The sequence below is a fragment of the Planotetraspora kaengkrachanensis genome, assembly GCF_016862895.1.
GTDB lineage: Bacteria > Actinomycetota > Actinomycetes > Streptosporangiales > Streptosporangiaceae > Planotetraspora > Planotetraspora kaengkrachanensis.
Genome location: NZ_BONV01000074.1, coordinates 1 through 3,476, shown reverse-complemented (window position 1 = coordinate 3,476; position 3,476 = coordinate 1). Strand labels below are relative to the sequence as shown.

Genomic DNA, 3,476 nt, shown 5'->3' with positions numbered 1-3,476 from the left:
TGGTGGTTGGTTTTCTTGTTGGGCTGGTCTCCTGTCATACCGGTTCGGGTTGTGGTGGCGTCTTCGGGTGTTGTCATGGTTCGGGTGTCGTGGTGCGGGGTGGGCTGGTTTCTGTTTGTTGTTTGTGAATTGCATAGTGGACGCGAGCATCTTTGTGGCCAAGTTTTTTAGGGCACACGGTGGATGCCTTGGCATCAGGAGCCGATGAAGGACGTGGGAGGCTGCGTTAAGCCTCGGGGAGTCGCCAACCTGACGTTGATCCGGGGATTTCCGAATGGGGTAACCTAGCACCAGTCATGTGGTGTTGCCGCCGTCTGAATGTATAGGGCGGTTGGTGGTAACGCGGGGAAGTGAAACATCTCAGTACCCGTAGGAAGAGAAAACAAAAGTGATTCCGTGAGTAGTGGTGAGCGAAAGCGGATGAGGCTAAACCGTGCATGTGTGATAGCCGGCAGGTGTTGCGTGTGCGGGGTTGTGGGACCCCCTTGGGAGGGCTGCCGTCCTCCTGGGCAGTGATAAATCGGTGTGGTAGTCGAAGTCTTTGGGATGGGGCGCCGTAGACCGTGAGAGCCGGGTAGGCGAAATCATGCCGACTGTTTGGGGTGTTCCCGAGTAGCACGAGGCTCGTGGAATCTTGTGTGAATCTGCCAGGACCACCTGGTAAGCCTAAATACTCCCTGATGACCGATAGTGAACGAGTACCGTGAGGGAAAGGTGAAAAGCGCCCCGGTGAGGGGTCGTGAAATAGTACCTGAAACCGTGTGCCTACAAGCCGTAGGAGCGTAAACGAGGCTTGCCTTGTTTGTGATGTGACTGCGTGCCTTTTGAAGAATGAGCCTGCGAGTTATGGTGTGTGGCGAGGTTAACCTGTGTGGGGGAGCCGTAGCGAAAGCGAGTCTGAATAGGGCGTTGAGTCGCATGCTGTAGACCCGAAGCGGGGTGATCTACGCATGGGCAGGTTGAAGCGTGGGTAAGACTGCGTGGAGGACCGAACCCACCAGGGTTGAAAACCTGGGGGATGATCTGTGTGTAGGGGTGAAAGGCCAATCAAACTCCGTGATAGCTGGTTCTCCCCGAAATGCATTTAGGTGCAGCGTTGCGTGTTTCTTGCCGGAGGTAGAGCTCTGGATGGCTGATGGGCCCTACAAGGTTACTGACGTCAGCCAAACTTCGAATGCCGGTAAGTGAGAGCGTGGCAGTGAGACTGCGGGGGATAAGCTCCGTGGTCGAGAGGGAAACAGCCCAGATCACCGACTAAGGCCCCTAAGCGTGTGCTAAGTGGGAAAGGATGTGGAGTCGCAGTGACAACCAGGAGGTTGGCTTAGAAGCAGCCACCCTTGAAAGAGTGCGTAATAGCTCACTGGTCAAGTGATTCTGCGCCGATAATGTAGCGGGGCTCAAGTACACCGCCGAAGTCGTGGCACTCACACTTGTGTGGGTGGGTAGGGGAGCGTCGTGCGTTCGGTGAAGCGGTCGAGTGATCGGTCGTGGAGGGCGTGCGAGTGAGAATGCAGGCATGAGTAGCGAATCAGAAGTGGGAAACTTCTGCGCCGGATGACCAAGGGTTCCTGGGCTAGGCTAATCCGCCCAGGGTAAGTCGGGGCCTAAGGCGAGGCCGACAGGCGTAGTCGATGGATAACGGGTTGATATTCCCGTACCCGCTGTGACGCGCCAATACTGAACCTAGTGATACTAAGGGTCCTTAACCCCTCATGGCCTTCGGGTTGTGGGTGAGGGTGAACGCCTGGCCTGAACTGGTAGTAGGTAAGCGATGGGGTGACGCAGGAAGGTAGCCCATCCCGGGCGGTGGTTGTCCCGGGGTAAGCATGTAGGGCGAGAGATAGGCAAATCCGTCTCTCATTAAGCTTGAGATGTGATGCCGAGCCGATTGTGGCGAAGTGGGTGATCCTATGCTGCCGAGAAAAGCCTCTAGCGAGTGTCGTGGCGGCCCGTACCCTAAACCGACTCAGGTGGTCAGGTAGAGAATACTAAGGCGTTCGGGTGAACTGTGGTTAAGGAACTCGGCAAATTGCCCCCGTAACTTCGGGAGAAGGGGGGCCTTCGCTGGTGTAGGACTTTGCGTCCGTAGCTGGTGGGGGCCGCAGTGGCCAGGGGGAAGCGACTGTTTACTAAAAACACAGGTCCGTGCGAAGTCGTAAGACGATGTATACGGACTGACGCCTGCCCGGTGCCGGAACGTTAAGGGGACCGCTTAGCCGCAGTAATGTGGCGAAGGTGAGAACTTAAGCGCCGGTAAACGGCGGTGGTAACTATAACCATCCTAAGGTAGCGAAATTCCTTGTCGGGTAAGTTCCGACCTGCACGAATGGCGTAACGACTTCCCCGCTGTCTCAACCACAGACCCGGTGAAATTGCAGTACGAGTAAAGATGCTCGTTTCGCGCAGCAGGACGGAAAGACCCCGGGACCTTCACTATAGCTTGACATTGGTGTTTGGGATGGCTTGTGTAGGATAGGTGGGAGACTGGGAAGCTCTGACGCTAGTCAGGGTGGAGTCATTGGTGAAATACCACTCTGGTCGTTTTGGATGTCTAACCCGCGCCCGTGTATCCGGGTGGGGGACAGTGTCTGGTGGGTAGTTTAACTGGGGCGGTTGCCTCCTAAAGAGTAACGGAGGCGCCCAAAGGTTCCCTCAGCCTGGTTGGCAATCAGGTGTTGAGTGTAAGTGCACAAGGGAGCTTGACTGTGAGACTGACGGGTCGAGCAGGAGCGAAAGCTGGGACTAGTGATCCGGCATCGGCATGTGGAAGCGGTGTCGCTCAACGGCTAAAAGGTACCCCGGGGATAACAGGCTGATCTTCCCCAAGAGTCCATATCGACGGGATGGTTTGGCACCTCGATGTCGGCTCGTCGCATCCTGGGGCTGGAGTAGGTCCCAAGGGTTGGGCTGTTCGCCCATTAAAGCGGTACGCGAGCTGGGTTTAGAACGTCGCGAGACAGTTCGGTCCCTATCCGCTGCGCGCGCAGGAGACTTGAAAGGGGCTGTCCCTAGTACGAGAGGACCGGGACGGACGAACCTCTGGTGTGCCAGTTGTTCCGCCAGGAGCACGGCTGGTTGGCTACGTTCGGTAGGGATAACCGCTGAAAGCATCTAAGCGGGAAGCTCGCCTTGAGATGAGGTCTCCCACCCCGTGAGGGGGTAAGGCTCCCTGGAGACGACAGGGTTGATAGGCCGGAAGTGGAAGCGCGGTAACGTGTGGAGCTGACCGGTACTAATAGGCCGAGGACTTGACCACAAAGCAGACTTTTCTTGCTCGCGTCCACTATGTGATTCAGGGACAACAACCAGATGGTTGATAGTTCCATAGGGTTACGGCGGTTATGGCGGAAGGGAAACACCCGGTTACATTCCGAACCCGGAAGTTAAGCCTTCCAGCGCCGATGGTACTGCACCGGGGACGGTGTGGGAGAGTAGGACGCCGCCGGACAATCTTTTGGGAGTGGGGTCACCCGTGT

Annotated in this window: 2 rRNA genes; both read left to right on the top strand. The window is 56.7% G+C overall.

Annotated elements, in window-relative coordinates:
• The first annotated feature begins 156 nt into the window (after positions 1 to 156).
• Positions 157 to 3,256, top strand: a 23S ribosomal RNA gene (locus Pka01_RS40395).
• A 75-nt stretch (positions 3,257 to 3,331) separates the two neighbouring features.
• Positions 3,332 to 3,448 (top strand): 5S ribosomal RNA (gene rrf, locus Pka01_RS40390).
• Positions 3,449 to 3,476: the final 28 nt, after the last annotated feature.